This is a genomic window from Streptomyces colwelliae, assembly GCF_048158785.1.
Classification (GTDB): domain Bacteria; phylum Actinomycetota; class Actinomycetes; order Streptomycetales; family Streptomycetaceae; genus Streptomyces.
On record NZ_JBLTJC010000465.1, the window covers coordinates 1 to 7,287 of the forward strand.

4 protein-coding genes and 1 pseudogene are annotated in these 7,287 nt (G+C 73.0%); 3 read left to right on the top strand and 2 right to left on the bottom strand.

The window, feature by feature from the left end; translation table 11 throughout:
- Positions 1 to 163: 163 nt before the first annotated feature.
- A pseudogene (locus ACNFOC_RS47810) lies at positions 164 to 4,099 on the bottom strand (ATP-dependent helicase); the annotation flags it as partial.
- A gap of 175 nt (positions 4,100 to 4,274) precedes the next feature.
- Between ACNFOC_RS47810 and ACNFOC_RS47815 the strand changes: the two are divergent.
- Genes ACNFOC_RS47815 through ACNFOC_RS47825 form a run of 3 tightly spaced genes read left to right on the top strand, consistent with a single transcriptional unit; the run spans position 4,275 to position 6,237 of the window.
- Positions 4,275 to 5,261: an AraC family transcriptional regulator gene (locus ACNFOC_RS47815; protein ID WP_416965275.1), complete on the top strand. Its 987-nt coding sequence runs from the start codon at positions 4,275 to 4,277 to the stop codon at positions 5,259 to 5,261.
- Positions 5,165 to 5,932 carry an AzlC family ABC transporter permease gene (locus ACNFOC_RS47820; RefSeq protein ID WP_416965277.1) on the top strand — a complete coding sequence of 256 codons (768 nt, stop codon included), beginning with the start codon at positions 5,165 to 5,167 and terminating at the stop codon, positions 5,930 to 5,932. Before ACNFOC_RS47815 ends, ACNFOC_RS47820 begins: the two co-directional genes overlap by 97 nt.
- Positions 5,929 to 6,237: an AzlD domain-containing protein gene (locus ACNFOC_RS47825; RefSeq protein ID WP_033286170.1), complete on the top strand. Its 309-nt coding sequence runs from the start codon at positions 5,929 to 5,931 to the stop codon at positions 6,235 to 6,237. Before ACNFOC_RS47820 ends, ACNFOC_RS47825 begins: the two co-directional genes overlap by 4 nt.
- A 12-nt stretch (positions 6,238 to 6,249) precedes the next feature.
- On the opposite strand, the gene ACNFOC_RS47830 is transcribed toward ACNFOC_RS47825, so the two are convergent.
- A complete protein-coding gene (locus ACNFOC_RS47830) occupies positions 6,250 to 7,101 on the bottom strand; it encodes a hypothetical protein (protein WP_416965276.1) in 852 nt (283 codons plus the stop codon).
- Between the last annotated feature and the right edge of the window lie 186 nt (positions 7,102 to 7,287).

Consider the following 7,287-nt stretch of genomic DNA (forward strand, 5'->3'; position numbering starts at 1 on the left):
GCCCGAGCGTTTCGTACCGGGCCACGATGCTGGCGATCGTTCCCCTCACCATGCCGAGGACGGGGTCGTCGGCGTTGGAAACAGCCGGCCGCGGGCACCTGCCACTACCGGTATCTCAAGGGCGAGCCGATCGAGGATCCCAAGTGCACGCCGGGCGCGGTCTGGCGGGGCGCGCGGCTGCGGTGAGCGAGCCGTAGCGCCCGCGCGGGACCGTGCGCTTTGCGCGGTGGGCTGTGGAACCCGCCGTACGGCCGGAGCCCAGCAGGGAGCGCATGGGGGCGAGTGTGTCGTTCGTGAGCCGTCCGGACCAGGCCAGATTCCATACGGCGTCGGCCAGTTGGGGATCGGTGACGTCCGGGTGGGTGGTCGCGCGGATCTGGTCGGTGATCTGGCGGAAGAAGAGGCCGTAGCCGCCGGAGAGGGTGTCCAGGACCGACTGGTGCAGCGCCGTGAGTTCGAGGGGGTGCGGCGGCGGGAGGAGTAGGGGGGCCGCGTCCGCCAGGTACAGGGAGATCCAGCCGTCCTTGCCGGGGAGGGCGCCCGCGCCGGCCCACACCAGCTCGCCGGCGGAGGTGAGTTCGTCGAGCATCGCGGGTGCGTAGTTCGCCACGCGGGACGGGAGGACGAGCTTCTCCAGGGCGGACGCGGGCACGGAGGCACCTTGCAACTGCTCGACGGCGCGCACCAGTCCGTCGATGCCGCGCAGCCCGTGGCCCTTGCCGATGTGCTGCCACTGGGGGAGGAACTGCGCGAGCGCGGCCGGCGGCACCGGCTCCAACTCGTGCCGCAGTGCGGCCAGAGAGCGGCGGCGCAGGCGACGCAGCACCGTCGCGTCGCACCACTCCTGGCCGATGCCGGCCGGGTGGAACTCCCCTTGTACGACCCGGCCGTTGGCCGCGAGCCGCTGCAACGCGCCGTCGGTGACCGCCACGCCCAGACCGAAGCGGGCCGCTGCTGTGGCCGACGTGAACGGGCCGTGGGTGCGCGCGTGCCGTGCCAGGAGGTCACCGAGCGGGTCCTTGACCGGTTCGGTGAACGCCTCCGGGACGCCGACCGGCAGCGCCGTACCGAGCGCGTCACGCAGGCGGCCCGCGTCCTCGATCGCCGCCCAGTGGTCGGCACCGGCGATACGGACCCGGATCGCGCGGCGGGCCGAGGCCAGCTCCTGGGCCCACTGCGGCGCGGCGCCCCGCTCGGCCAACTCGGCGTCGGTGAGCGGGCCGAGCATCCGCAGCAGGTCGGCGACGCCCTCGACGTCCTTGATGCGGCGGTCCTCGGTGAGCCACTGGAGTTCGCGCTCCAGCTCGGTCAGCACCTCGGCGTCGAGGAGTTCGCGCAACTCCGCCTGGCCGAGCAGCTCGGCCAGCAGGTGGGAGTCGAGGGACAGGGCGGCGGCGCGGCGCTCGGCGAGCGGTGAGTCTCCCTCGTACAGGAACTGGGCGACGTACCCGAAGAGGAGGGAGCGGGCGAAGGGGGACGGCTCGGGGGTGGTCACCTCGACGAGGCGCACCTTGCGGGACTCCAGGTCGCCCATCAGCTCGGTGAGGCCGGGGACGTCGAAGACGTCCTGGAGGCATTCGCGGACCGCTTCCAGGACGATCGGGAACGAGCCGAACTCGCTTGCCACCTGGAGCAGTTGGGCGGCGCGCTGGCGCTGCTGCCACAGCGGGGTTCGCTTGCCGGGGTTGCGGCGCGGCAGCAGCAGCGCGCGGGCGGCGCACTCGCGGAAGCGGGCCGCGAACAGGGCGGAGCCGCCGACCTGGTCGGTGACGATCTGATTGACCTCGCCCTTGTCGAAGGCGACGTCCGCCGCGCCTACGGGGGCCTGGTCGACGTCGTACTCCATGCCGGCCTTCATGGGTTCCTGGTCGAGCAGGTCCAGGCCCATCAGGTCGGCGTCGGGCAGTCGTAGGACGATGCCGTCGTCGGCGTGCATCACCTGGGCGTCCATGCCGTAGCGCTCGGAGAGGCGGGCGCCGAGGGCGAGGGCCCAAGGGGCGTGGACCTGGGCGCCGAAGGGGGAGTGGATGACCACGCGCCAGTCGCCGAGCTCGTCCCGGAAGCGCTCCACGACGATCGTGCGGTCGTCCGGGATGTGGCCGCAAGCCTCTCGCTGCTCGGCCAGGTACGACAGGACGTTCTCCGCGGCCCAGGCGTCCAGGCCCGCGGCGAGGAGGCGCAGGCGGGCGTCCTCCTTGGGCTGCGAGCCGACCTCGCGCAGGAACGCGCCCACCGCGCGGCCCAGTTCGAGCGGGCGGCCCAGCTGGTCGCCCTTCCAGAAGGGGAGACGGCCCGGGACGCCCGGCGCGGGGGAGACCAGGACGCGGTCGCGGGTGATGTCCTCGATTCGCCAGGAGCTGGTGCCGAGGGTGAAGACGTCGCCCACCCGGGACTCGTAGACCATCTCCTCGTCCAGCTCGCCGACCCTGCCGCCGCCCTTCTTGGGGTCGGCGCCCGCGAGGAAGACCCCGAAGAGACCGCGGTCGGGGATAGTGCCGCCGGATGTGACAGCGAGGCGCTGCGCCCCGGGGCGGCCGGTGATCGTGCCGGCGATGCGGTCCCACACCACGCGCGGGCGCAGCTCCGCGAACGCGTCGGACGGATAGCGGCCCGCGAGCATGTCGAGTACGGCCGTGAACGCCGACTCCGGGAGCGAGGCGAAGGGCGCGGCACGGCGGACCGTGGCGAGCAGGTCGTCGACCTGCCAGGTGTCCAGCGCCGTCATCGCGACGAGCTGCTGGGCGAGGACGTCCAGGGGGTTGGCGGGGACCCTCAGGGACTCGATGGAGCCGGTGCGCATCCGCTCGGTGACCACGGCGGCCTGGACGAGGTCGCCCCGGTACTTCGGGAAGACCACGCCCGTGGAGACCGCGCCGACCTGGTGTCCCGCGCGGCCCACGCGCTGGAGGCCGGAGGCCACCGAGGGCGGGGACTCCACCTGGATGACGAGATCGACGGCACCCATGTCGATGCCCAGCTCCAGACTGGACGTGGCCACCACGGCGGGCAGTCGGCCCGCCTTGAGGTCCTCCTCGACCTGGGCCCGCTGCTCCTTGGAGACCGAGCCGTGGTGGGCGCGGGCGATGACCGGGGGCGCGCCCTGGGCGGCACCGGAACCGCCCATCAGCTCGGCCGGTGCGTGGTGTTCGTCCAGGGACTCACCGGTCGCGCGCTCGTAGGCGATCTCGTTGAGCCGGTTGCACAGACGCTCCGCGAGGCGGCGGGAGTTGGCGAACACGATCGTTGAACGATGCGACTGGACGAGGTCGGTGATGCGCTCCTCGACATGCGGCCAGATCGACGGCTTCTCCGCGCCCTCCTTGCCGTCGGCCACCGGGGAGCCGCCCAACTCGCCCAGATCCTCGACCGGGACGACCACGGAGAGGTCGAACTCCTTGCCGGATTTCGGCTGGACGATCTCCACCTTGCGGCGCGGGGAGAGATAGCGGGCGACCTCGTCGACCGGGCGCACCGTCGCCGAGAGGCCGATACGGCGGGCCGGCTTCGGCAGCAGCTCGTCCAGCCGCTCCAGGGACAGCGCGAGATGCGCGCCCCGCTTGGTGCCCGCGACCGCGTGCACCTCGTCCAGGATCACCGTCTCGATGCCGGTCAGCGCGTCGCGCGTGGCCGACGTCAGCATCAGGAACAGGGACTCCGGGGTGGTGATCAGGATGTCCGGCGGGCGCGTGGACAGCGCGCGGCGCTCGGCGGGCGGGGTGTCGCCGGAGCGGATGCCGACCTTGACCTCGGGCTCGGGCAGGCCCAAGCGGACGGATTCCTGACGGATGCCGGTGAGCGGGCTACGGAGGTTGCGCTCCACGTCGACCGCGAGGGCCTTGAGCGGAGACACGTACAGGACCCGGCAGCGCTTCCTCGGGTCGGCGGGCGGGGGCGTCGCGGCGAGCTGGTCCAGGGCGGCGAGGAAGGCGGCCAGGGTCTTGCCGGAGCCGGTCGGGGCGACCACCAGCACGTCCGAGCCCTCACCGATGGCCTGCCACGCGCCCGCCTGGGCCGCGGTGGGCGCGGAGAAGGCCCCCGTGAACCAGCCGCGGGTCGCGGGGGAGAAGCCGTCGAGGGCTCGGTGTGCGGAGCTGACCATGCGTCCATCCTGCACCCGACCACTGACAATGCGGCTGACCTGCGGGGATTCTCCGGTGGCGGCTCGCGGAACCGCCTCGGTGCCTGCCGGCCGCCGTGGGCAGGACCGTTTCGGCGGATTCCGGTCGCCGTGGCCAGGACCGCTTCGTTCCGTCGCCGTGGCGGAGAATGGCCGTATGGCGGGTTCGGGCGAGCTGGCGAGGCATTGGCGGTACACGGAGCTGCCCGGCGTCGACCTGCTGCGGGCCCGGTACATCCGCAAGACCTTCGTCCGGCATACGCACGAGAACTTCGTCATCGCCGCCATCGCGGACGGCGTCGAGGTGTTCCACCACGGTGGGGGCGATGTGTCCGCCGGGGCGGGAGCGCTCGCGCTGGTCAATCCCGACACTCCGCACACCGGCCGGGCGGGCGTGCCCGAGGGCTGGCGGTACGGGGCGGTCTATCCGTCGCCCGAGGTGGTGGCCGCGATAGCCGCCGAGACCACCTCGATCCGCGGCACTCCCGGTTTCATCAGTCCCGTGCTCGACGACCCCTACACCGTCGGGCTCGTCCACCAGATCCTGCGTGCGGCCGACGAGGGCAACGCGCTCGCCGCCGACACCCTGCTGCGCGTCGCCGTCACCAGGCTGCTCCGGCTGAACGGCGGACCGCTGCCGCAGCGCGCCGTGCCCACGGCCGGCGGTCGGGTCGCCGCACGCGCGCGTGCCGTGCTGGAAGCGCGGATGGCGGAACCGCCCACCCTTGAGCAGCTCGCCGGAGACCTGGGGGCCAGTCCCTTCGCGCTGCTGCGTGCGTTCCGGGGCGCCTACGGGATGCCGCCCCACACCTGGCTGACCGACGCCCGTGTACGAAAGGCACGCCGTCTCCTGGACGCGGGTACCGCGCCCGCGGACGCCGCCGTCGCCGTCGGGTTCACGGACCAGCCGCACCTCAACCGGCACTTCGCCCGGATCGTGGGCGTGCCCCCGGGCGCGTACCAGCGGGAGCGCAAGAACGTACAAGACGCGGGACGGCGACTGCTCCTACCGTCCGACACGTGGCAGAACAGATCGCTTCAGAAGACATATGCGCCGGAGCAGGAGGGAGACGGGCCCCCGAGGCAGGGGGAAAGCCGGACTCCGCCGTCGTACGGGACGCGCTCGGAGTCGGGGTCGCCGTAGGGCTCTCCGGGTTCGCCTTCGGGGTGACCTCGGCCGGTGGCGGGCTCACCCTGCTACAGACCTGCGCCCTGAGCCTCCTGGTGTTCACCGGTGCCTCCCAGTTCGCGCTCGTGGGAGCGCTCGCGGCCGGTGGCAATCCGCTCACCGCGGCGGCGGGAGCCTTCTTCCTGGGCGTGCGCAACACCTTCTACGGGCTGCGCCTCTCGCAGCTGCTGGCCCTCCCGCGCGCGGTGCGGCCCTTCGCCGCCCAGTGGGTCATCGACGAGACAGCGGCCGTGACGCTCGCGCAGCCCACGCGTCGTGCCGCACGCATCGGGTTCACCGTCACCGGGCTCACCCTGTACCTGCTGTGGAACCTCACCACGCTGCTCGGCGCGCTGGGCGCCAAGGCCATCGGGGACACGGACGCCTGGGGTCTCGACGCGGCCGGGCCCGCCGTCTTCCTGGCGCTGCTCGCACCCATGCTCAAGACCACCACCGAGCGTGCCGTCGCGGCATTCGCGGTCCTGTTGGGACTGGGGCTGCTGCCCGTGCTGCCGGCCGGTGTGCCGGTCCTGGCGGCGGCTCTCGCGGCGCCGATCGTTCTCTACGTAGAGGGTCGTCGGCAGAGCGGTGCACGTAACGACGCACCAGAAGAAGGCAGTTACGACGCACAGGAGGAAGACCGTTGACCGTCTGGATCGCGATCGCGGCAACCGCCCTCGGCTGCTACGTCGTCAAGCTCGCCGGACTGCTGGTGCCCGCGGGCGCGCTCGAGAGGCCGCTGGTGCGGCGGCTCGCCGCCCTGTTGCCGGTCGCTCTGCTCGCCGCGCTCACGGCCCAGCAGACCTTCGCCGACGGGCACGCGCTCGTGCTCGACGCCCGGGCCGCGGGGCTCGCGGCGGCCGCCGTGGCGCTGGTGCTGCGGGCACCGTTCCTGCTCGTCGTCGCGGCGGCCGTACTGGTGACGGCGGGCGTGCGGGCCATCGGCGGCTGAGGCGGCCCGGGGTCAGCCCACGGAGCGGCCGTACGCCTTCAGGGTGCGCAGTGCCTGGATCGTCACCATGGGGCGCGCCTCCATGGCGATGCCCGGAGCCCACTGGCGCCAGCGGATCGGCCAGCCGCCGTCCTCCTGCTGATCGCCCGCCAGGTGGTCCAGGGAGCGGGCCATCTCGTCGTCCGTGAACCACGCGCGCGCGAGTGAACTCGGCGTCTTCGCATAGTCGTACGGGAAGTGGTGCTCGCCCGGCGCGTATCCGGGGGCGACCGGATAGGCCTCCAGGTGCTCCGGGTCGAGGGCGGCGAGCCGGTGCTCGCGCACCAGGCGCCCGAGGCGGTCGGCGGCGGCCTCCGCGCGCGGGCGGTCGGGCGCCGAGTCCAGGAAGGCGACGGCGGCCTCGATCTCGTAGGGGTGTGACTTCTCCAGGGAGTCGACGGCCTGCCAGCAGAAGTCGGTGGCCCGGAACAGCCAGGCGTGCCACACCTCGTTGCGGTGCAGCAGGCCCACCACCGGCCCGGTGGCGAGGAGTTCGCTGGGCGGGTCGTCCACGATCGGCACGAAGGGGGCCGTCGGATAGCCGCGCTGGCCGGGAAGGATCGCCGGCAGGGCGCCGTCAGCCGTGGAGACCGAGGTCAGATAGCGGCACACGCGTTCCACCCGCTGCCCGCCGCAGCGCCCGACGGCGTCCAGGACGCGCAGCGCGTGACCGGTGTGCAGCGGCTGACTGACCGGGCCGCGCAGATCGGGTTCCAGCGCGTGCCCGTAGCCGCCGTCCTCGTTGCGGTAGGCGTCCAGCGCGGTCTCCACCGGATCGGGTTCGCCGTTGAGGAAGTGGTACGCGAAGAGGCGCTGTTCCAGCACGCGCGCGGTGAGCCAGACGAAGTGCTCGGCGCGGAAGAGCGGGGAGTGCGGGCGCCGCGCAGTTCCTCGATGCGGACCAGCGCGCCGAGCAGATCGCCGCCGACGCCGCCGATCATGCGGTCGGGCAGCAGGAGTACGGCCGCGTCGGCGTCGCCGGTGAGGGTGAGTTCGGGGGGGTACAGGCGG